Consider the following 20,474-nt stretch of genomic DNA (forward strand, 5'->3'; position numbering starts at 1 on the left):
AGGCGCACGAGATCAGTTCTCGAAGACCTTGCGCCACGACTCGACGGAGGTGAGCTCCGGCAGGGCGTCACGGTAGATCTTCTTCATCCGCGGCCACTCCTGGCTGAGGCGGCGGTAGTTGCGGACCGCGCGCTTCATCAGCTGGCGGAACTCCTTCGGGTCGCGCCGGCGGAACGCGACGCCGCTGCCGTCGGCGTTCGACACGGTGGCGCTGTCGAGGTTGCCGAGGAGGAACCAGCGGGCGTTGGTCGCGGGCACGTTGATCTGCGGGCGCTCGGCCGTGGCCGGCTCCGGGTCGCGCAGGTTGTGGACCAGGGCCTTCGCCGCCTCCGACGCGATGGTCACCGGGTTGGTCGGCGGGGTCAGCATCTGCTCCGCGCGCACCATGTCGAACGTCGGCGGCGGGAACTCACGCGCGGACGGCAGGACCTGGGCGTCGGTGTAGCCCTTGCGCATCTCGCGGATCTCCGGCAGCGCCGTGCGCAGCGAGTCGAACAGGCGCGACGGGCCGGCCAGGAAGTCCTCGATCGCCTTCTGCTGCACGGCGACCGTCGAGTACTCCATCGACAGCAGGTGCCGCAGCGACAGCTTCAGACCCTGCTTGAGCAGCGTCGACCGCACGTCGTACGGGCTGTGCAGCGCCGCCAGGACCAGGCGGTTGCGGGTGTGGAAGTACGCCTGCCAGTCGGTGGCGTCGTTCTTGTCCGTCCACGGCATGTGCCACACGGCCGAACCGGGCAGCGAGACCGTCGGGTAGCCCTTCTCCAGCGCGCGCAGCGAGTACTCCGCGTCGTCCCACTTGATGAAGAGCGGCAGCGGGTAACCGGTGCGCTGCACGACCTCACGCGGGAAGAGGCACATCCACCAGCCGTTGTAGGTGGCGTCGATGCGGGCGTGCAGCTCCTCGGTCTCCCGCAGCGACTCGGTGCCGAAGTCGTGGTCGGTGAGCGCGCCGGGCGCCGCGCGCCAGTAGCAGGTGCCGAGGTCGACAACCTCGCCCATGCTGTGCAGGCGGGCGCGGGCCTGGAGGTTGAGCATGTGCGAGCCGACGATGACCGGCTGCGCGGAGGCACGCGCGAAGGCGTTCGAACGGAGGACGGCGTCCGGCTCAAGGCGGATGTCGTCGTCCATCAGCATGATCTGGTCGGCGTCGGTGTGCTCGATCGCCTCGTAGAGACCGCGGGTGAAGCCGCCGGAACCACCGAGGTTGTCCTGCTCGATGACCTCGAGCTTGTCGCCGAGGACCTTGACGGCCTCCTCGTAGCCCGGCGTGTTGCGGACCTTGACCGCGCCCTGGTCGGCGACGAAGACCTTCTTCAGCACGGAGAGGACGGCCGGGTCCTCACCGAGCGCGCGCAGCGCGATGACCGCGTCCACCGGACGCATGGTGGTCATGCCGATGGCGACGGTCTGCGCGGGCAGGTCCTGCTCGGTGGTCCACGCGGCCTCGTCGATCTCGATCGTGGTGTCGTCGGTGAAGACGTCGAACCAGATCCAGCCGCCGTCCTCGAACGGCTTCAGCGAGACCTTGATCGCGAGCTCGGTCCACGCCTTCGGGCTGCGGACGACCTGGCCATCGAGGTGGATGATGTCGCCGTTCGGCTTCGAGCGGTACACGTCGATGCGGCCGGCGCCGCGCACGGACATGCGCAGCACGACATCCTCGACGATCGTCCAGCGCTTCCAGTAGCTGGCCGGGAAGGCGTTGAAGTACGACGCGAACGACACCTTGGCCGAGGTCGGCACCGTCACCGAGCGCCGGGACGCGACGTGGCTGTGCACGTTCACCGGCTCGTCGAGGTAGAGGGGCCGCACGTCCAGCGGGTCCTCGTCCCGCGGCATGATCACCCGCTGCAGGACCTGCGTCGGCTTGATCTTGGTGTCGCTTGCGGCTTTGGCCTGCTCGGTCACGTGCTTCCTCCGGCGAACCGAACACACTCGGTTCGGGTCAGCTTCATGGATGGCTAATCGCCACATCGAGAGATGTCGTGGCGCGGCGTCAGGGCGCCATAGTACTCGTCTACAAATGACGATCGCCCGGCCGGACAGGTTGTCCGACCGGGCGAATTACACCTAAAAGTGCATCAGTCGAGGTCGCCGGTGATCGGCTTGCCCTCGGTCAGATGCGGCGCGATCTTGTTGTCGAACGCGGTCAGCGCCGACCCGATCGCCATGTGCATGTCGAGGTACTTGTAGGTGCCGAGACGGCCGCCGAACAGCACGTTCTTCTCCGCGGCCTCGGCCTTGGCGAGCTCGCGGTACCGCTCGAGCTTCTCCCGGTCCTCGGGCGTGTTGATCGGGTAGTACGGCTCGTCGTCCTTCTCCGCGGAACGGGAGAACTCGCGGACGATGACCGTCTTGTCCGTCGGGTACTCGCGCTCCGGGTGGAAGTGGCGGAACTCATGGATGCGGGTGTACGGAACGTCCGCGTCGTTGTAGTTCATGACCGACGTGCCCTGGAAGTCACCCGTCGGCAGCACCTCGCGCTCGAAGTCGAGCGTGCGCCAGCCCAGCCAGCCCTCGGAGTAGTCGAAGTAGCGGTCGACCGGACCCGTGTAGACGATCGGCGTGCCCGCCGGGATCTCGTCCTTCACGTCGAAGAAGTCCGTCTCGAGGCGCACCTCGATGTTCGGGTGGTCCGCCATCTTCTCGAGCCACGCGGTGTAGCCGTTGACCGGCAGACCCTCGTAGGTGTCGTTGAAGTAGCGGTTGTCGAAGGTGTAGCGGACCGGCAGGCGGCTGATGACCGCGGCCGGCAGCTCCTTCGGGTCGGTCTGCCACTGCTTGGCGGTGTAGTCGCGGATGAACGCCTCGTAGAGGGGACGGCCGACCAGCGAGATCGCCTTCTCCTCGAGGTTCTTCGCGTCCTTCGAGTCGATCTCGGACGCCTGCTCGGCGACCCACGCGCGCGCCTCGTCCGGCGACAGGTACTTGCCGACGAACTGGGTGATCAGGCCCAGGCCCATCGGGAACTGGTACGCCGTGCCGTTGTGCATCGCGAAGACACGGTGCTGGTACCCGGTGAACTCGGTGAACTGGTTGCAGTACTCCCAGACCCGCTTGTTCGAGGTGTGGAAGAGGTGCGCACCGTAGACGTGCACCTCGATTCCTGTCTCGGGGTCCGCCTCCGAGTAGGCGTTACCGCCGATGTGCGCACGACGCTCCAGCACCAGCACCCGCTTGTTCAGCTGGGAGGCGGTGCGCTCGGCGACCGTGAGACCGAAGAATCCGGATCCGACGACGATCAGGTCATAACCAGCGAAGCTCACGAGCGGGAAGGGTACCTGTGCCACCCGGCACACTCCCAATGCCCCCTCCGCTGACCGCACTGGCCTTGATCAGCACAAACGGTTCGACACCGGCCTGCGACGGACCGAGCAACCCCGCCGGATAGCCTTGCGTCCTGTTACACGGGCTTAACCCCGTACATCCACATCTCTACCTTCCTTGGGTGGTCCTGTGCCGACCGAAGCGAGCTTCCTGCTGACCGTGGGGACGATCGGGACGTATCTCGCAGTCCTGTGGCTGCCGGGCGGACTCGCCGCCGCGGCCGCCGGCGTGCGCGGGTGGACGCTGGCCGCCAGTGCGCCGCTGTTCACCTACCTGATCGCCGGTCTGGCCGGGCCGTGGCTGTGGAAGATCGGGATCCCGTTCAACGTCTGGACATTCCTGCTCACCACGGTCCTGATCACCGGGCTGTGCTTCGCCGCACGCTGGTGGGTGGTGCGCAGGCGCGGGCCGATCGAGGAGCGCCGTTCCGAGTGGACGACGCGGGCGAACGTCGCGGTCGCGCTGACCCTGGTCGCCGCCGCGGTCGTCGGGGCCGCCGTGCTGCTGGCCGCGATGCGGTGGGACATCAACTCCATCCCGCAGGACTGGGACGCCGCGTACCACGCGAACGGCATCCGCTACATCGCCGAGACCGGCGAGGGCAGCCTGTACGCGACCGGCAAGGTCAACTGGTACGAGCTCAAGGACGGCGTCTTCTACCCGAACGCCTACCACCTGGTCGGCGCGCTGATCTACAAGATCACCGGTGCCGCCGTCCCGGCCGTGCTGAACGCGAACACCGTGCTGTTCCCCGGCCTGCTCGGGCTGACGCTGGCCGCGATGATCCGGTACTTCAACGGCCGCGCGGTCACCGCCGGCTTCACCGCGCTCGCGACCGTCGCCTGCACCAGCGCCACCTACGACAACCTGTGGCGCGGGCCGCTGCTGACGTTCACGCTCGGCATCGCGGTCATGCCGGTCCTCGCGATCGCGACGGACATGTACCTCAAGCGCCCCGCCCTGGACACCGGCGTGTTCTTCGGCGGTGTCGCGGTCGGCCTGCTCGCGATCCACTCCAGCACGCTGTTCGGCGGCATCCTGTTCGTGCTGCCGATGTTCATCCAGCGCTGGTGGGGTCGGTGGAAGCTGATCTGGCGCGACGCGCTCGTGCTGATCGTGCCCGCGGTGGTCGCCATGATCGTCACGGCGCCGCACCTGCTGGGTGCGCTCGCGGTCGGCGGCAAGATCGCCATCGTCGACTGGCCGTCGACCTTCCCGGTCAGCCAGTCCGTCGGCTCGCTGCTCACGTTCCAGCACGTCATCGCGCTGCCGCAGTACTGGCTGGCGCTCGCGCTGTGGGTCGGCCTGGTGTTCGCCTCACGCCTCGGCGAGCTGCGCTGGCTGCTGGGTTCGGCGGCGTTCTTCGGTGGCGTGTGGGTGCTCACCGCGTCCTACTCGCAGCCGTGGGTCGCCAAGGTGACCAGCCCCTGGTGGAACGACCAGTGGCGCCTCATCGCCCTGGCCTGCGTGCCGCTCGTCGTCATCGCCGGGCATGGACTCGCCGTCGCGCACGACGGCGTCAAGTCGCTGGCCGCGCGCTGGAAGTCGACCAACCCCGCGGTGCCCGCGCTGTCGGCCGCTCTGGTCGCGGTGCTGTTCGCGGTGGGCAGCCAGGGCCTGTACTTCAACCTCAACAAGCGCCAGGTCGAGCAGGGCTACGCCAACCAGCCGGGCGCGGACCGGCACAACATGGTGGTCAGCCCGGACGAGGTGCTGGCCTTCCAGGAACTCGCCAAGCTGGTGAAGCCGGGCGAGCGGGTGCTCAACGACCGCCGGGACGGCTCGGTCTGGATGTACGCGCTCGCGGGCGTGCAGCCGGTCGTCGGCCACTACGACGGTTCGGCCGAGTCGGCTTCGGTGCACCTGCTGCAGACCGAGTTCAACGACTACACGACCGACTCCGCGGTGCGGGATGCGGTGAAGTACCTGAACGCCCGCTACGCGATCGTCGATACCGGCTACGTGCACGGCGGCAAGGATCGCGTCGAAGGCCTGCGCGGCCTCGACAGCAAGCCGTTCGTACAGCGGGTCTACGCCAACCAGGACGCGATCATCTACAAGCTGGTGCCGCCGCCGGGCGAGCCCGTCAGCCCCTGATCTCGGAGTCGGCCAGGCCGGGGAAGATGTCCCCGGCCACCTGCTCCAGCACGGACTCGTGTCCGAAGTAGACGCCGTCGCTACGCGGCCAGTGCACGATCAGGTCGGTGAACCCGAGCTCGCGGGCCCGTCCGGCGGCGTCCTGGAACGCCTCCACACTGGACAGCGAGTAGACGGGTGCGGAGTCCAGGTTCAGGTACCGGTCGATGGTGCCCTTGGCCCGGTTGATCGAGGCGAGCTCGTCGTTGAACCGGCGAACGACCGAGGCGACCCCGCGCCACCAGCCCTCGTAGTCGGGGTTCTCCACCTGCCGTGAGCCGGTGGTGATCCAGCCGGTGCCGTAGCGGGCCGCGATGTTCATCGCCTTGGGACCGTCGGCGGCCACGACGAACGGCACGCGCGGCCGCTGCACGCAGCCGGGGTGCCCGCGGGCCTCGTCGGCGGCGTAGAACTCGCCCTTCCAGGTCGTCTTGTCCCTGGTCAGCAGCAGGTCGAGGAGTTCGACGAACTCACCGAAGCGCTTGGTCCGCTGTCCCGGCGTGAGCTCCGGCCCGCCGATCGCGTTGGCGTCGTACGTGCCGGTGCCGCCGGAGCCGATGCCCAGGTTGAGCCGGCCGTCGGACAGGTCGTCGAGGGTCAGCACCTCGCGCGCGAACGGGACGGGGTGCCGGAAGACCGGTGACGCGACGAGTGTGCCGAGCCGCACGCGGGACGTGACCATGGCGGCCGCGGTCAGGGTGGGCACGGCCGAGAACCACGGGCCGTCGACGAGTGTCCGCCAGCCGAGGTGGTCATAGGTCCAGGCGTGGGAAAAGCCCAGCTCCTCGGCGGCCCGCCACTTCGGCTCCGCCACCCACCAGCGGTACTCGGGGAGGATCACCACACCAACGCGCACCCCCAGACACTAACGACGAGGTACGTCGCCCGGCGAATCCATGCCGTCAGTCAGGATGGAGAGGTGGAGAAACCCGCACTGGTGGCGTCGGACGTCGACGGGACACTGCTCGGCACGGACGAGCAGGTGAGCGAGTACACGGCGAGGACCGTGGGCAGGGTGGTCGAGGACGGCACGCCGTTCGTGCTGGTCAGCGGCCGGCCGCCGAGGTGGATGTCGCGCGTCGCGCAGGCGGCGGGCACGCACGGGTACGCGGTCTGCGCGAACGGCGCGGTGCTCTACGACCTCGATGAGGACCGAGTGCTGTGGCAGCGCGGGATCAGCCCTCAGCGCCTGAACGACCTGGCGAACGCGCTGGACACGGCCCTGCCGGGGTGCGCGCTGGCCGCCGAACGCGTGGGCGCGCGGGCGTTGGACGTCGAACCGTTCCTCGCCGAGGAGGACTACAAGCACCTCTGGGCGGACGGTCACGGCGTCGCCACACGGGCCGAGGTGCTCGGGCACACATCGGTGAAGGTGCTGGTCAGGCACGAGGGGATGACCAGCGGCGAGATGGCCGCGGCGATCAGGGCCGTGATCCGGGACGAGTTCGCGGTGACCTACTCGGCCAGCGGCGGGTTGATCGAGATCTCCGAACGGAACGTGACGAAGGCCACCGGGCTGGCCGACGTGGCGGAACGGCTCGGGGTGGCGGCGAGCAGCGTGATCGCGTTCGGCGACATGCCCAACGACGTGCCGATGGTGCAGTGGGCCGGGCACGGGGTGGCGATGGCGAACGCGCACCCCGAGCTGCTCGAGGTGGCCGACGAGGTCACGGGTACGAATGACCAGGACGGCGTCGCCCTGGTCCTCGAACGCTGGTTCTGACCGTCACGCGGGAGCCCCGCGATGCGTGTCATGCATCGCGGGGCTCCCGCGTGACGTACAGCTGAAGGTCAGTCCTCGGCCGGAACCGGGACCGGCGCGCCGCGCTTCTTCTGCACGTACGCGAGGAGCGCGGCCGCGCCGGCGGAGACCAGGTCCGCGATGGTGAACATGAGGCGCGAGACCAGCGCCAGGGCGATGGCGTCGGGAAGCGGCAGCACGGTGGCGATGGTGCCGGTGATCACCAGCTCGCGGGCGCCGAGACCGGACGGCAGGAAGAACGCCAGCAGGCCCGCGGTCATCGACAGCGCCATGGCGCCGGTCGACAGGATCAGCGTGTCCCAGCGCGGCGAGCCCAGCGAGTTCACCAGCAGCCACAGGTGCACGCCGTAGCAGAGGTAGATCGCGACGGCGGTGCCGAGCGCCTTGAGGATCTCGACGCCGGTGAAGCGACGATCGATCGGCGCCTTGCGCAACGTCTTCAGCACCAGGTTGACCGACCAGGTCAACAGCTTCGGGTGCAGGAACGGCAGGCCGACGGCCAGCAACAGGAACAGCCACAGCAGCTGGTTCGACTCGGGGCGCCCGGAGAGCATGACGGGCAGGGCGGCGAGGCCGGCGATCAGCGAGGCCAGGACACCCATGCCGGTCGCGACCAGGCCGGCGGTGAAGCTGCGCGCGCGGTTGACGCCCGCCTCACGGGCCAGCTCCATGGACAGCAGCACGGCCCAGACGGCGCCGGGAACGTACTTGCCCAGCTGGCCGACCAGGTAGAACTTCGACGCGTCGACGAAGCGGACCGGTGCGCCCAGGTCGGACAGCACGATCTTCCAGACCAGCGGGCCGAGGAAGATGCCGACGAACACGGCGACCAGCGACAGCACGACCGACTGCCACGGCAGCGCCAGGAGCCTGGCGGAGACCTCGTCCCACTGGCCGACCAGCGACCAGGTCGCACCCGCGAGGACCGCGACGACCAGGAGCCGCTTCGCCCATGCGATGACCACTGCCTTGCGTGTCTTCGCCGGCGGCGCCTGCTCGGCGTCGGCCGGGGCCACGTCGGACTTGACGGTCATCACTTCTCCGCTTCCGGGTTCGGTCCCCACAGACGGGTCGGGCACGGCTGGCTGGGAGTCCATGAAAGTCGTTCTCCTGCGCTGCGGATCCACAGCGGACCCTGAAAAGGATCACTCCATCAGGCAGGTAGCCTGTGGGCCGCGCCTGGTCGGCAATCTGGCGGTAACACCGCGCGGGCAACTGTACCGGACGCACCCAACCGTCTCCGGAAGTGGAAAGTCTGCTGCATGATTCCGATCACCGTCGTCGACGTCCAGGACGCCGAGCCGCTCGTGCTCGAAGTGCTCCGTTCCGGTGTCATCGCACAGGGCCCGATGGTCAAGCGGTTCGAGGACCTGTTCGCCGCAGTGGCGGGAGTGCCGCACGCGGTCGCCGTCAACAACGGCACGACCGCTCTCGTCGCCTCCATCCAGGCGCTGGACCTGCAGCCGGGTGACGAGGTCATCACCACGCCGTTCACGTTCGTCGCGACGCTGAACGCGATCCTGGAGGCGGGTGCGACCGCTCGGTTCGCCGACATCAGCGCCACCGACTTCAACATCGACCCGGAGAAGGTGGGCGCCGCGGTCACCGACCGCACCAAGGTCCTCATGCCGGTCCACCTGTACGGCCAGATGGCCGACATGGGCCGCCTCGTCCCGCTGGCGCAGCAGCACGGGCTGACCATCGTCGAGGACTCCGCGCAGGCCGTCGGCGCGACCTTCGAGGGCAAGCCCGCCGGCTCGTTCGGCATCGGCTGCTTCTCGCTGTACGCGACGAAGAACGTCACCACCGCCGAGGGCGGCGTCATCACGACGTCCGACGACGCGCTGGCCGACAAGCTCCGCGTCATGCGCAACCAGGGCATGCGGGCGCGCTACCAGTACGAGATGGCCGGCCACAACTACCGGCTCACCGACCTGCACGCCGCGGTCGGCATCCCGCAGATGGAGAAGCTGCCGCAGCTCACCGAGGCGCGCCGCCGCAACGCCGAGGCGCTGTCCAAGGGCCTCGCGGACGTTCCCGGCCTGACCGTGCCGAGCGTGCTGCCCGGCCGTGAGCACGTGTGGCACCAGTACACGGTGCTCGTCGGCGACGACGCCCCGGTGACCCGCGACGAGTTCGCCGCGAAGCTCACCGAGAAGGGCATCGGCAACGGGATCTACTACCCGAAGCTGGTCTTCGACTACGACTGCTACCGCGACAACCCGCAGGTCATCGCCTCGGACGTCCCGGTCGCGAAGAAGGTCGCCGAGCAGGCGCTGTCGCTGCCGGTGCACCCGAAGCTGACCGACGCCGAACTGGAGACCATCGTCTCCGCCGTGCGGGAGGTGTTCGGCGCGTGACCGCACGTCCGAAGGTCGCCCTCATCGGCGCGGGCACCATGGGCTCGCTGCACGCGCGCGTGCTGTCGCAGTCCGACCGTGTCGACTTCTCCTACGTGATCGAGGCGAACGCCGAGACCGGCAACCAGATCGCGAACCGCTACGGCGCCACGTACTCCGCCGGGCTCGAGCCGCTGAAGGACGTCGACGCCGTCGTCATCGCGGCCGCGACCGAGGCGCACTACGACATCGCCAAGCAGGCGCTGGAGCTGAACAAGCCGCTGCTCATCGAGAAGCCGCTGGCAGCGACCTACGCGCAGTCCGAGGAGCTTGTCGCCGAGTCCGAGCGGCGCGGCCTGCCGCTGGTCTGCGGCTTCCTGGAGCGGTTCAACCCGGCGATCCTCACCGCGAAGCAGTTCGTCGGCGAGGTCGTGCAGATCAACGCGATGCGCCACTCGCCGTTCGTGCCGCGGATCAAGACCGGTGTCGCGGGTGACCTGCTCATCCACGACGTCGACCTGGCGATTCGCTTCGTCGGCGACGCCCCGGCGGCCGTGAAGGGCTCGTTCGGCTTCTTCCACGAGCAGTCGAAGGACAACCGCGCCGAGGACTCCGCGGACGCGACCATGTCGTTCGACAGCGGTGCCCTGGCGACGATCTCCGCGTCCCGGATCAGCCAGCGCAAGGTGCGGCAGATCTCGGTGCTGGAGCTCGACCGGCTGATCGAGATCGACCTGCTGCGCCGCGACATCACCATCTACCGGCACGTCGCGGACTCGCCCGCGGCCGACGGCGTGGGCTACCAGTCCCAGACGGTGATCGAGCTGCCGACGATCCTGCAGAGCGCCGAGCCGCTGGCCGCGCAGCTCAACCACTTCCTGAACCTGCTCGAGCTGGGCGCCGGTTCGGACGAGGTGGCGGCCGAGCGCAACGCGATCCTCCCCGCGCACAAGGTCGTGCACGAGGCCACCCTGTCGGCGACGGACGGGAAGGCGTAGTCCGCGATGCGCATCGCGATCATCAACAACTTCTTCCCGCCCCGCATGGGCGGCAGCGCCTACGTGTCGGACACGCTGGCCAGGTACTACGCGGCCCAGGGCCACGAGGTCATGGTCATCACCGCCGCCTACGGCGGCGCGCTGCCGGTGGAGGAGCGCGACGGGATCAAGATCGTGCGCCTGCCGTCGTGGACGCTGCCGGAGACCCGCATCTCGTTCAACTTCGACATCACGTTCGCGTTGAAGTGGGGCAACCGCAAGAAGGTCTTCAAGCTGCTGGACGGCTTCCAGCCGGACGTCATCCACCAGCACGGCCAGTTCTTCGACCTGACCTGGCAGAGCGGCCTGTGGGCGCGCAAGCGCAAGGTGCCGTCGCTGCTGACGCTGCACACGCGACTGCAGAGCCCGATGAAGCCGATCCACGCGGTCTTCCGGATGCTCGACGCGTTCGTCGTCAAGCCGATCACGTCGTACAACAAGCCGACGAAGGTCGTCGCGATCGACACGATCTTCTACGAGTACATCAAGAAGCGCTACAAGCTGCCGGACGAGCGCATCGAGAAGCTGGCCGTCGGCGTGGAGCTGGACCGCTTCCACGACCTCGACCCGGTCGCGGAGCGCGCCAAGGTCCGTGAGCGGTTCAACACCGGTGACGGCCCGCTGATCGCGTCGCTCGGCCACGTGATCCCGGTCCGCGACCGCGTGAACCTGGTCAAGGCGCTGCCCGAGGTGCTCAAGAAGCACCCGAACACCAAGGTTCTGGTGATCGGCGGCATGTACAACTCGACGTTCCTGGACCTGGCCAAGGAACTGGGCATCGAGGACGCGCTGATCTGCACCGGCACCCTGCCGAAGGCGGAGATCCCGGGCATCCTCGCGGGCTCCGACATGGAGATCCACGACCTGCAGGGCTTCGGCATCGGCATCGCCTCGCTGGAGGCGATGGCGGCGGGCATCCCGACCGTCATGGCCGAGCGCGCCGACTACTTCCCGAACGCCGTGATCACCAACGGCACGGAGTCGCTGCTCACCAAGCCGGGCGACCACCACGCGCTCGCCGAGGCGATCATCAGGTTGATCGAGGACGAGGGCGTCGCCAAGAAGATCGGCGAGGCCGGGCGTCAGTGGGTCTTCGACAACTTCGACATGCCGAAGATCTGCGAGGCCAACCTCGACATCCTGAAGAAGATCTCGGGCAAGGACTGACGTGAAGCACGTCGTCGTGATCGGCGGAGGGATCCTGGGTCTCTCCGTCGCTCACGACCTTCTCCGGCGCGGTCTTTCCGTGACCGTGCTGGAGAAGGAGGCCCACTGGGGTCAGCACCAGACCGGCCACAACAGCAACGTCGTGCACGCCGGTCTGTACTACAAGCCGGGTTCGTTGAAGGCCCGCATGTCCGTGGCGGGCAACGCGTCGATGATCGCGTTCGCTCGTGAGCACGGTGTCCCCGTCGATGTCTGCGGCAAGCTCGTCGTCGCGACGTCCGAGGACGAACTTCCCCGCCTGAACACCTTGGCCGAACGGGCCGCTGCCAACGGCGTGCCCGCGAAGCTGATCTCGGGTTCGGAGGCTCGCGAGTACGAGCCCGAGGTGTCCGCCGTCTCCGCCCTGCGCGTCGAGTCGACGGCGATCATCGACTTCGCCGCCGTGTGCGAGGTCCTGGTCCGGTTGCTGGACGGCGCTGATCTGCGGCTCCAGTCGCCCGCGCTGGCGATCCGGTCGACGGCTTCCGGCGTCGAAGTCGCCACGCCACAAGGGATTGTGCGCGCCGACGCCTTGGTGAACTGCGCGGGTCTGCACAGCGACCGTGTGGCCAAGCTCGCCGGCCTGACGCCGTCCGCCACGATCGTCCCGTTCCGCGGCGAGTACTACGAGCTGCGTCCAGAGCGCCGGGATCTGGTGCGCGGGCTCATCTATCCGGTGCCGGACCCCGCTCTGCCGTTCCTGGGCGTGCATCTCACGCGCATGCTCGACGGCTCCGTCCACGCCGGACCCAACGCCGTGCTGGCGCTGCGCCGCGAGGGCTACCGCTGGCGCGACGTGTCCGCACGCGACGTGTGGGACGTGCTGCGCTTCCCCGGTACGTGGAAGCTGGCCCGCCGGTTCGGCCTGACTGGCCTCGACGAGGTGCTGAGGTCGTTCTCCCGCAAGCGTTTCGCCGCCAGCCTGGCCCGGCTCGTGCCCGCCGTGCGCGAGGACGACATCGTGCGCGCCGAAGCGGGTGTGCGGGCGCAGGCGATGCTGCCGGACGGCTCGCTCGTCGACGACTTCCTGATCGAGTCCGCACCGCGCCAGGTGCACGTGCTGAACGCGCCGTCCCCCGCGGCGACCAGCGCGCTGGAGATCGCGAAGCACATCGCCGACCAGGTGACGTTCACGGTGTGAATGACCTGTAAGTCCGCTGTGGGTACTTCAGCAGTGAACTTGCAGACGGTTTACAGGCGCCCCCAGCAGAGTTCGTGTTGTCACAAAGCAACACAAACTGGGGGATCGAGAGAGAGATGCGACTGCGAAGAGCAGGAATCGTGCTGGCGCTGACCGCGACGGCGATGACGTTCGCCGGGATGTCGGTGGGTCATGCCGCACCCGCACCGGGAGCCGGCCAGGGTGAGCCGACCGCGGCCGAAGTTCAGCAGGCCATGGCCACCGCGAGCCCGATCAGCCGCACCGAGGTGATCGCCAGGGCGAAGACCTGGGTGGACGCGCGGGTGCCGTACAGCCAGGGGGCGGTTTACAACGGCTACCGGACCGACTGCTCCGGGTTCGTCTCGATGGCGTGGCGGCTGTCCGCCTCCATGAACACCGAGACGCTCCCGAACGTCTCGCACCCGATCGCCAAGGGCGAGCTGCGGGCGGGCGACATCATGGGGAACGTTGGACCGGGCACCTTGGGCGACGCCGGACACGTCGCGATCTTCGAGCGCTGGGTCGACGGCTCTCAGACGAGCTACTGGGCCTACGAGCAGGCGGGCCCCAACGGAGCTCCCACCAGCTACCACAAGGTGCCGTACCCGTACTTCAACGGTGACAACCGGTTCAAGCCGTACCGCTACGACCACATCGTCGAGGACATGACCGGTCCCTCGCTCTCCGGTGACGGCAGGGCCGAGATCGCCAAGGTCGGTGCTGACGGCCGGGTTCAGGCCTGGCACAACGACAACGGCTTCGCCACCACGCCCTACGGCAACAGCGCCATCATCGCCACCGACTTCAGCAACGACAACATCCAGTTCGCCGACCTCGACGGCGACGGCAAGACCGAGATCATCAAGGTCGGGACCGACGGCAACGTCGTCGCCTGGCACAACAACAACGGCTTCACGAACTCGCCCTACGGCGACAGCGTCATCATCGCCACCGAGTTCACCGCGGACAACGTCCACTTCGCCGACCTCGACGGCGACGGCAAGGCCGAGATCATCAAGGTCGGAGCCGACGGCAACGTCGTGGCCTGGCACAACAACAACGGCTTCGCTCAGTACCCGTACGGCAACAGCGCCATCATCGCCACCGAGTTCAGCCCGGACAACATCCAGTTCGCCGACCTCGACGGCGACCGCAAAGCCGAGATCGCCAAGGTCGGAGCCGACGGCAACGTCGTCGCCTGGCACAACAACAACGGCTTCGCTCAGTACCCGTACGGCAACAGCGCCATCATCGCCACCGAGTTCACCGCGGACAACATCCAGTTCGCCGACCTCGACGGCGACCGCAAAGCCGAGATCGCCAGGGTCGGCACCGACGGCAACGTCGTCGCCTGGCACAACGACAAGGGCTTCGCCGCAACGCCCTACGGCAACAGCGTCGTCATCGCCACCGAGTTCACCAAGGAAAACCTCCACTTCGCCTGACGCCCACGCGAGACCTGAAGGGACTGACAGTCATGAAAAAACTGACCGCTGCCCTGCTCGCCACGGCGATCGCAGGACTGATGGCAGGCACCGCCCACGCCGACTCGCAGGAAGACTTCATCAACGTCATCTCGCCGGAGGCCCAGGCCGTGCAGGCGGAGTACCGGATCCCGGCCTCGGTGACCGCCGGGCAGGCGATCCACGAGTCGGCCTGGGGCAAGAGCACGCTCTCCACCAGGGACAAGAACTACTTCGGGATCAAATGCGGTGGCAGCCCGCCGACCCCCGGCCCGATCGCGACCGGATGCGCCGAGTACCCGACGACGGAGTGCACGCCGACCTGTCACCCGGCCACGGCGTACTTCCGGGTCTATCGCTCGATGACCGACTCGTTCCGCGACTACGGCAGGATGCTCACCCAGAGCGCAACCTACGCCTACGCACTTCCATACCGGAACGACCCCGACCGGTTCATCCGCGAAGTCGCCAAGAAGTACGCGACGGATCCCGACTACGCCCACCTGGTCATCGCCACCATGCGGACGAACAACCTGTACCGCCTGGACAACCGTTCGGGGTCCTCGCTGTCCGGTGACGGCAAGGCGGACATCGCGAAGGTCGGTGTCGACGGCCGCGTCCAGGCCTGGCACAACGACGGTGGCTTCGCCGCGACGCCCTTCGGCAACAGCGCCATCATCGCCACCGACTTCAGCAACGACAACATCCAGTTCGCCGACCTCGACGGCGACGGCAAGGCCGAGATCATGAAGGTCGGCACCGACGGCAACGTCGTCGCCTGGCACAACGACAACGGCATCGCCGAGTACCCATACGGCAACAGTGCCGTCATCGCCACGGAGTTCACCGCGGACAACGTGCACTTCGCCGACCTCGACGGTGACCGCAAGGCGGAGATCATCAAGGTCGGGACGGACGGCAATGTAGTCGCCTGGCACAACGAAACCGGCTTCGCCACCACGCCCTACGGCAACAGCGCCGTCATCGCCACTGAGTTCACCAGCGACAACATCCAGTTCGCCGACCTCGACGGCGACGGCAGGGCCGAGATCATCAAGGTCGGGGCGGACGGCAACGTCGTGGCCTGGCACAACGACAACGGTTTCGCCGCATCGCCCTACGGCAACAGCGTCGTGATCGCCACCGAGTTCACCGCGGACAACGTGCACTTCGCCGACCTCGACGGCGACCGCAAAGCCGAGATCGCCAAGGTCGGAGCCGACGGCAACGTCGTCGCCTGGCACAACGAGAACGGCTTCGCCGCAACGCCCTACGGCAACAGCGTCATCATCGCCACCGAGTTCACCAAGGAGAACCTGCACCTGGTCTGACCACAGAACGACGAAAGCCGCACCGGACTCCGGTGCGGCTTTCGTCGTTTGTGGACTGTCAGCTCTGGACGGTGACCAGGCGGGTGAACTCGGCCGGCAGGTCGTAGCCGTCCCAGTGGTCGGAGAACGTCAGCGCGTTGCCGAACGGCACGATGCGGTCGATGCCGCGACCGGCCAGCTCGTGCGCCAGCGACTCCAACTCCTCCTGGGAGAAGCCGAACACCGACAGTGTCTGGTCCTTGCGCTGCACCATCGGCACCAGCGCCGAGAGCGAAGGCAGCGTGGCGAACGGGAAGGTGCCCGCGCCGAGCCACTCCCGCGGCACGTCGGCCGCGGCCGTGAGCTCCAGAGTGGCCACCGCGTTGCCGTCGAACGCGATCGACGTCGCGTGACCGTCCGCGGCGACACCGTAGGCGGAAACCCGCTTCTGCACGGCCATCGCGGGCTCGACCACGTGGTGCTTGGCCTCCAGCACCGCGCTCAGCTCGGCCCGGAACTCGGTCCGCGCCTGCTGGGCCGCGACCTCGTCACCGACCCAGAACAGCGCACGCGGCGACGAGCAGGCGGCCTGGTCGAACCAGTAGGAGTCGTTGTAGAAACCGACGGCGACATCGCGCCTCTGCTCCGGCGTCGCGGAGACCCAGCCCTCCACCGAGATCAACGCGAACGACGCGCGGTCGGGGAACGTGACGTCGCGCGCGTGCGGCGCGAGCGGCAGCTTGCGCACCTCGTTGACGGCGCGGTCACCACCCCAGATCACACGCAGGTCGCACGCGGCGGACAGCGCGGCGGTCACCTTGTCGTCACGGTCGTAGGTGACCATGACCTGAGTCTCGGCGACGGCCGGGTGCGCGTCCTTCAGCGCCTCGTTCAGCGCCTCGACCACGGCCTCGGCGGCACCGGCCGAACGCGGCGAGATCCGCACCACGTTGCGGTTTCCGGCGAGCGCCGACAGCGCCCACGAGTACACGAAGATCGTGTCCACGTTGGCCGGCGGGATGTGGAAGACGAGTCCGCGCCCGAAGCGCAGCACGCCCGCCGGCGTCTCCAGCCGGCGCAGCACCTTGCCGATCTCGCCGCGGCGGAGGAAGAAGCCGAGCGACGCCAGCTCGGGATAACGACGGGCCGTCGCCGGGGCGAGCAGCTTGCGCGCGAACGACACCAGGAAGTCGACGATCCGCTCGTCGCCGACCTTCAGCCGGCCACCCGTGGGCTCGCCGGAGATGCTCGCGAGGAGCTCGTCGACGGAGGAGACGTCCGATCCAGCGGGGAAACGCCGCTTCATGAGGCAATCGCTCCAGAGAAGGTGTCCGAACAACCACGGGCCTCGGCGCGCGGGAGCCTGCCGAGCACGGAGAACCGCTTGCCCGGCCAGTCGCCGTCGTCGATGCCGTGCACGACACCGAGGTCCTCGGTGAGCAGCACGTGGCCGGGATAGGAGCGCGGCAACGTCGAGAGCACCTCGATCACACCGGGCTCACCGACGGGCTGCTCCTCCCACGTCTCCGGGTTGCGGATGATCACGTCCGCGAAGTCCGGGCAGTACAGGGAGTTCCCGGACTTGCCCTCCAGGAAGACCGTGCCGATCTGCTCGATCATCCCGTAGTAGTTGTAGATCTGGGTGAGCCCCGTGTCGGTGGCGAACCGGCGGCGGAACTCGGAGTTGTCCACCGCGATGTCGATCAGCTTCTTCCAGCCACCGGAGTGGATCAGGATGCCGTTCGACAGGTCGAGCTTGTGGTCGCGCGCCACCTCGTAGAGGTACTGCCACACCATGAAGGTGAAGCCGAAGATGAGGAACGGCTCGTGGCCGTGCTTCTCGAGGAAGCCCTTGACCGCCTCGACGTCCGGCCGGTCGTTCTCGTCCAGCGCGTAGACGTGGCTGCGGCCGAAGGTCGCCATGCCCAGCACGCCCGCGCCGCGCGCGGAGAACGAGCGGCGGTTCTTGATGATGCCGATGGTGTCGACCATGAGCATCGGAAGCCGCTTGCCGCCGAGCACTTCCTGCAGCGTCGCGCCGAGCTGGCGGGTCTGCACCGCGGCGGCGTCCTTGTCGAGGTAGATGCGCGACGCGCCGCCGCCGGTCGTGCCGGACGACGTGAGCACCTTGAAGACCTCGGAGTCCGGAATGGACTTCAGGTCGTGCGTCTTGAACATCCGCACGGGCAGCCACGGCAGCGACTTCAACGAGTCGAACGACGCACCGGACTTGTGGCCGAGCGCCGACAGGATGCGGTCGTACTGCTCGCTGTTGGCCCGGTGGTGCTCGGTCAACTCGGTCAGCTCGGCCAGCAGGGCGGTCTCCCGCTCGGCCTGGCCGCGTCCGAACACGCTCATACCTGTGCCTCCAGGGACCGGTAGTCGATCTTGCCGCTGGGCAGCTGGGGGAACCCGTCGGCGGTGCGCACGTCAAAGCCCGTGACGTGCATGTGCAGCGTCTCGGACAGCAGCTTCGCGGCGGCCTTGCAGGTCTCTTTGCCAGCCCGGTCGAGGAAGACGACGACCTTGTCGCCCGCGGGCACGGCGGCGGCGGCGCCGAAGCCCTTCACGATCTGCTCCAGGTCGTCGAGGCTGACCCGGTTGCCGAACACCTTGCCGATCCGCTTCAAGCGGCCGGTGATGTAGAGGAAACCGTCCTCGTCGAGGTACCCGAGGTCACCGGTGACGAGCACGCCGCCGGTCTCGTCGCCGAGCGCCAGCTCGGACTCCGACTCGGCGTACCCCATCATCACGTTCGGACCGCGGTAGACCACTTCACCGGCAACACCGGGCTCGGCGATTTCGTTCCCGTCCTCGTCGCGGATCGTGAACTTGCCGCCGGGCAGTGCGGGGCCGGCCGAGCCGATCTTCTCCGCGAGCCGGTCGGACGGCACGGTCGCCATCCGCGGCGCGGCCTCGGTCTGGCCGTACATCACGAACATCTGCCCGCCGGCGGCGCGCATCTTGTCGTTGAACTCGCTCACCAGCTCGGTGCGGAGCTTGCCGCCGGCCTGGGTGAGGGTGCGTAGCGTCGGGTACTTCGCCGGGTCGAACCGCAGGCGGCGCAGCATCTCGTAGTGGTACGGGACACCCGCGAGCGATGTGGCGCCGTAGGTGGTGACCGCGTCCCAGAACGGTCGCGCGACGACACCCGAGCCCTCGATCAGGACGGTCGCGCCCACGCGCATGTGGCTGTTCATGACGGACATGCCGTAGCTGTAGTGCAGCGGCAGGCTGGTCGGCGCGACCTCGTCCGCCGTGATGCCGAGGACCTCGGCGATCTGGTCGGCGTTCGCCAGCACAGCCGAACGGGAGAGCCGCACGAACTTCGGGTTGCCGGTCGAGCCGCTGGTCGGCAGCAGCACGGCCAGGTCCGGGTGAGGGGTGACGCCCTCGGCGTCCTCGCGCACCCAGCCAAAAGAGTTCGACTCGGCGGTGTAGCCCGCGGTGGGCTCCTCGTCGATGCCGATCACGGCGGCCGGGCGGAACTTCTCGACCAGGCCGTCGAGGACCTCGCGGTCCTGCGCCGGGTCGAGCAGCGCGACCGCACGGCCCGCCTCGAACGCACCGAGGTAACGCAGCACGCTCGGCAGGTCCAGGCCGACCCGGAGGAAGAGCACTCCGGGCGGCAGGTCGGCGAAGGTCTTCGCCACCTCGGACACGCGGCTCGCGAGCTCGGCACCGCCGAGCAGCTCGCCGGTCGCCGCGTCGCGCAGGCGAGCCTGAGCGTGCACCAGCGTCACAGCACCAACCCTCCGTCGATTCCCAGCACCTGGCCGGTCACGAAGGACGCCTCGTCGCTGACCAGGAAGCGGATCACCTTCGCGACCTCGTCCGGGGTGCCCAGCCGGCCGAGCGCGGTGTCGGACTTCACGCGCTCCAGCACCTCGTCGGACTGCTCGGCGATCAGGTCCGTCTGGATGACGCCGGGCGCCACCGCGTTGACCCTGATCCCGTACCGGCCGAGCTCCTTGGCCGCCGACTTCGCGGCCGCGACCAGCGCCGCCTTCGACGCGGCGTACACGGTCTGACCGGCGTTGCCGCGCTCGCCGACGATCGAGCCGAACAGCACGATCGCGCCGGTGCGCTTGCGCATCATCGCCCGCGCCGCGGCCTGCACGGTGTTGATCGTGCCCGCGACGTTCGTCTGCAGCGTGGTGCCGATGTGCTCGTCGGTGAGCATGCCGATGAGGCCGCCCTCGAGGATTCCCGCACTGGCCACGAGCACGTCGATACGGCCGTGCTCCTTGGCGACGGCCTTGAAGACGTCCTTGATCGCCGCCGAGTCCGTCACGTCGAGCGCGACGCCGTGGACCCGTTCGCCCAGCTCGGCGGCGCGCTTCTCCGCGGTCTCGCGGTCGCGGCCGGTGATGACGACCGTCGCACCGGCCTCCACCAGCGCCGAGGCGGTGGCGAAGCCGATGCCGCGGGTTCCGCCCGTGACCACCGCGACCTTGCCGGAGAAGTCACTCACTAACGCCGAACCCCTTCAGCATGTCGACGGCGACCTTGAAGCTGCTCATGTCGATGACCTGTTCGGTCTCGAACTGCACGTCGAACTCGTCCTCGATGGCCGCGACGAGCGCCATGTGGCCGACGGAGTCCCACGCCTCGATGTCGCGGTACTTGAGGTTCTCGACGTCGACGTCGTCGTCCAGCTGGAGGGCGTCGACGAAGACACCGCGAAGACGGTCGTTAAGCGACATGCTGTTGCTCTCGTTCTCTCGGT

At 68.2% G+C, this 20,474-nt stretch carries 17 protein-coding genes; 8 read left to right on the top strand and 9 right to left on the bottom strand.

Annotation, left to right across the window (positions count from 1 at the left end):
* Nucleotides 1-12 precede the first annotated feature (12 nt).
* Both QSK35_RS23350 and glf read right to left on the bottom strand, forming a co-directional pair.
* Complete coding sequence (locus tag QSK35_RS23350; RefSeq protein WP_285749584.1) at nucleotides 13-1,911, bottom strand: glycosyltransferase; 1,899 nt, start codon at nucleotides 1,909-1,911, stop codon at nucleotides 13-15.
* Between the two features lie 173 nt (nucleotides 1,912-2,084).
* Nucleotides 2,085-3,269: a UDP-galactopyranose mutase gene (glf, locus tag QSK35_RS23355; protein ID WP_285749585.1), complete on the bottom strand. Its 1,185-nt coding sequence runs from the start codon at nucleotides 3,267-3,269 to the stop codon at nucleotides 2,085-2,087.
* 190 nt (nucleotides 3,270-3,459) lie between these two features.
* Between glf and QSK35_RS23360 the strand changes: the two genes are divergently transcribed.
* Nucleotides 3,460-5,427 (top strand): DUF6541 family protein, encoded by a 1,968-nt coding sequence (locus QSK35_RS23360; RefSeq protein WP_285749586.1) that lies wholly within the window; start codon nucleotides 3,460-3,462, stop codon nucleotides 5,425-5,427.
* Here the strand turns inward: QSK35_RS23360 and QSK35_RS23365 are convergent.
* Nucleotides 5,417-6,322 (bottom strand): LLM class flavin-dependent oxidoreductase, encoded by a 906-nt coding sequence (locus QSK35_RS23365; protein ID WP_285749587.1) that lies wholly within the window; start codon nucleotides 6,320-6,322, stop codon nucleotides 5,417-5,419. The two genes, QSK35_RS23360 and QSK35_RS23365, sit on opposite strands and share 11 nt — an antisense overlap.
* 63 nt (nucleotides 6,323-6,385) lie before the next feature.
* On the opposite strand from QSK35_RS23365, the gene QSK35_RS23370 reads away from it, so the two are divergent.
* Nucleotides 6,386-7,189 (top strand): Cof-type HAD-IIB family hydrolase, encoded by an 804-nt coding sequence (locus QSK35_RS23370; protein WP_285749588.1) that lies wholly within the window; start codon nucleotides 6,386-6,388, stop codon nucleotides 7,187-7,189.
* Between the two features lie 68 nt (nucleotides 7,190-7,257).
* On the opposite strand, the gene QSK35_RS23375 is transcribed toward QSK35_RS23370, so the two are convergent.
* Nucleotides 7,258-8,262, bottom strand: a complete 1,005-nt coding sequence (locus tag QSK35_RS23375) for a lysylphosphatidylglycerol synthase domain-containing protein (RefSeq protein WP_285749589.1) — start codon at nucleotides 8,260-8,262, stop codon at nucleotides 7,258-7,260.
* A 228-nt stretch (nucleotides 8,263-8,490) separates the two neighbouring features.
* On the opposite strand from QSK35_RS23375, the gene QSK35_RS23380 reads away from it, so the two are divergent.
* The 6 genes from QSK35_RS23380 to QSK35_RS23405 all read left to right on the top strand — a co-directional run bounded on the left by QSK35_RS23380 (nucleotide 8,491) and on the right by QSK35_RS23405 (nucleotide 15,766).
* Nucleotides 8,491-9,588 (top strand): DegT/DnrJ/EryC1/StrS family aminotransferase, encoded by a 1,098-nt coding sequence (locus QSK35_RS23380; RefSeq protein WP_285749590.1) that lies wholly within the window; start codon nucleotides 8,491-8,493, stop codon nucleotides 9,586-9,588.
* Entirely contained in the window at nucleotides 9,585-10,565 is a 981-nt protein-coding gene (locus QSK35_RS23385) for a Gfo/Idh/MocA family protein (RefSeq protein WP_285749591.1), read from the top strand. Before QSK35_RS23380 ends, QSK35_RS23385 begins: the two co-directional genes overlap by 4 nt.
* Before the next feature lie 6 nt (nucleotides 10,566-10,571).
* Nucleotides 10,572-11,771, top strand: a complete 1,200-nt coding sequence (locus QSK35_RS23390; protein WP_285749592.1) for a glycosyltransferase family 4 protein — start codon at nucleotides 10,572-10,574, stop codon at nucleotides 11,769-11,771.
* Nucleotide 11,772: 1 nt separating this feature from the next.
* A complete protein-coding gene (gene lhgD / locus QSK35_RS23395; protein WP_285749593.1) occupies nucleotides 11,773-12,951 on the top strand; it encodes an L-2-hydroxyglutarate dehydrogenase in 1,179 nt (392 codons plus the stop codon).
* Between the two features lie 116 nt (nucleotides 12,952-13,067).
* Nucleotides 13,068-14,417 carry a C40 family peptidase gene (locus QSK35_RS23400; protein ID WP_285749594.1) on the top strand — a complete coding sequence of 450 codons (1,350 nt, stop codon included), beginning with the start codon at nucleotides 13,068-13,070 and terminating at the stop codon, nucleotides 14,415-14,417.
* Nucleotides 14,418-14,449: 32 nt separating this feature from the next.
* Entirely contained in the window at nucleotides 14,450-15,766 is a 1,317-nt protein-coding gene (locus QSK35_RS23405; protein ID WP_285749595.1) for a glucosaminidase domain-containing protein, read from the top strand.
* A 58-nt stretch (nucleotides 15,767-15,824) separates the two neighbouring features.
* On the opposite strand, the gene QSK35_RS23410 is transcribed toward QSK35_RS23405, so the two are convergent.
* Genes QSK35_RS23410 through QSK35_RS23430 form a run of 5 tightly spaced genes read right to left on the bottom strand, consistent with a single transcriptional unit; the run spans nucleotide 15,825 to nucleotide 20,451 of the window.
* The gene (locus QSK35_RS23410; RefSeq protein ID WP_285749596.1) at nucleotides 15,825-17,051 is read right to left on the bottom strand and encodes an acyl-CoA reductase; all 1,227 of its coding nucleotides are present in this window, start codon (nucleotides 17,049-17,051) and stop codon (nucleotides 15,825-15,827) included.
* Nucleotides 17,048-18,103: a LuxE/PaaK family acyltransferase gene (locus tag QSK35_RS23415; protein WP_285749597.1), complete on the bottom strand. Its 1,056-nt coding sequence runs from the start codon at nucleotides 18,101-18,103 to the stop codon at nucleotides 17,048-17,050. Before QSK35_RS23415 ends, QSK35_RS23410 begins: the two co-directional genes overlap by 4 nt.
* Nucleotides 18,100-19,488, bottom strand: a complete 1,389-nt coding sequence (locus QSK35_RS23420; RefSeq protein WP_285749598.1) for an AMP-binding protein — start codon at nucleotides 19,486-19,488, stop codon at nucleotides 18,100-18,102. The genes QSK35_RS23415 and QSK35_RS23420 overlap by 4 nt, the downstream gene beginning before the upstream one ends.
* Nucleotides 19,485-20,219 (bottom strand): SDR family NAD(P)-dependent oxidoreductase, encoded by a 735-nt coding sequence (locus QSK35_RS23425; protein ID WP_285749599.1) that lies wholly within the window; start codon nucleotides 20,217-20,219, stop codon nucleotides 19,485-19,487. Before QSK35_RS23425 ends, QSK35_RS23420 begins: the two co-directional genes overlap by 4 nt.
* Nucleotides 20,212-20,451 carry an acyl carrier protein gene (locus QSK35_RS23430; RefSeq protein WP_285749600.1) on the bottom strand — a complete coding sequence of 80 codons (240 nt, stop codon included), beginning with the start codon at nucleotides 20,449-20,451 and terminating at the stop codon, nucleotides 20,212-20,214. The genes QSK35_RS23425 and QSK35_RS23430 overlap by 8 nt, the downstream gene beginning before the upstream one ends.
* Between the last annotated feature and the right edge of the window lie 23 nt (nucleotides 20,452-20,474).

It is taken from the genome of Lentzea sp. NBRC 105346, assembly GCF_030269605.1.
GTDB lineage: Bacteria > Actinomycetota > Actinomycetes > Mycobacteriales > Pseudonocardiaceae > Lentzea.

Excerpts from the sequence above, each read along its gene's own strand:
- QSK35_RS23415 (WP_285749597.1), bottom strand. The coding sequence starts at position 18,103 with ATGAGCGTGTTCGGACGCGGCCAGGCCGAGCGGGAGACCGCCCTGCTG.
- QSK35_RS23430 (WP_285749600.1), bottom strand. The coding sequence starts at position 20,451 with ATGTCGCTTAACGACCGTCTTCGCGGTGTCTTCGTCGACGCCCTCCAG.
- QSK35_RS23400 (WP_285749594.1), top strand. The coding sequence starts at position 13,068 with ATGCGACTGCGAAGAGCAGGAATCGTGCTGGCGCTGACCGCGACGGCG.
- QSK35_RS23380 (WP_285749590.1), top strand. The coding sequence starts at position 8,491 with ATGATTCCGATCACCGTCGTCGACGTCCAGGACGCCGAGCCGCTCGTG.
- QSK35_RS23410 (WP_285749596.1), bottom strand. The coding sequence starts at position 17,051 with ATGAAGCGGCGTTTCCCCGCTGGATCGGACGTCTCCTCCGTCGACGAG.
- QSK35_RS23405 (WP_285749595.1), top strand. The coding sequence starts at position 14,450 with ATGAAAAAACTGACCGCTGCCCTGCTCGCCACGGCGATCGCAGGACTG.
- QSK35_RS23390 (WP_285749592.1), top strand. The coding sequence starts at position 10,572 with ATGCGCATCGCGATCATCAACAACTTCTTCCCGCCCCGCATGGGCGGC.
- QSK35_RS23375 (WP_285749589.1), bottom strand. The coding sequence starts at position 8,262 with ATGACCGTCAAGTCCGACGTGGCCCCGGCCGACGCCGAGCAGGCGCCG.